This window comes from Salinimicrobium oceani (assembly GCF_012037645.1).
In genome coordinates this window covers 1-400 of the sequence record NZ_JAAVJR010000867.1, presented here as the reverse complement: position 1 = coordinate 400, position 400 = coordinate 1, and the positions used below count along the sequence as shown (strand labels likewise).

Sequence of the window (400 nt, the reverse complement as noted above, 5' to 3'; positions counted from 1 at the left end):
CATATGCCATATTGCAAACACTGTCCACACCTCCCAATACTGCGCTCATACTTTCTGTAGTGGTGCGAAGCAGGTTCACGTTGAAATCATAAAGCGTTTTATTACGACGGGAAGGTTGTGCCAGGATATTGCAGTCGCCTACAAAATCATATTCCGACTTTAGGGTGGTGAAGAGAAGGCGTAGGGCCCGAACCTTCGCGATCTCAAAAAAGTAATTAGGCCCTACAGAAATAAGGAACTGAAAATTCACCTTTTTTGACACCTCAGTTTCCGAAATATGATTGAAATACTCGTTCAAATGACCTAAGGCATAAGCCACTTGCTGCGGAATATTTGCCCCCGCATTTTGATATAGAGAAGTGTCTACTGAAATAAATGATTCCAGACTTTTACCTTTTCG

At 42.2% G+C, this 400-nt stretch carries 1 protein-coding gene; it reads right to left on the bottom strand.

The window, feature by feature from the left end; genetic code table 11:
* Positions 1 to 400, bottom strand: a 400-nt coding sequence (locus HC175_RS19795) for a methylmalonyl-CoA mutase family protein (protein ID WP_235942704.1), incomplete at both ends; no start/stop codon positions are given.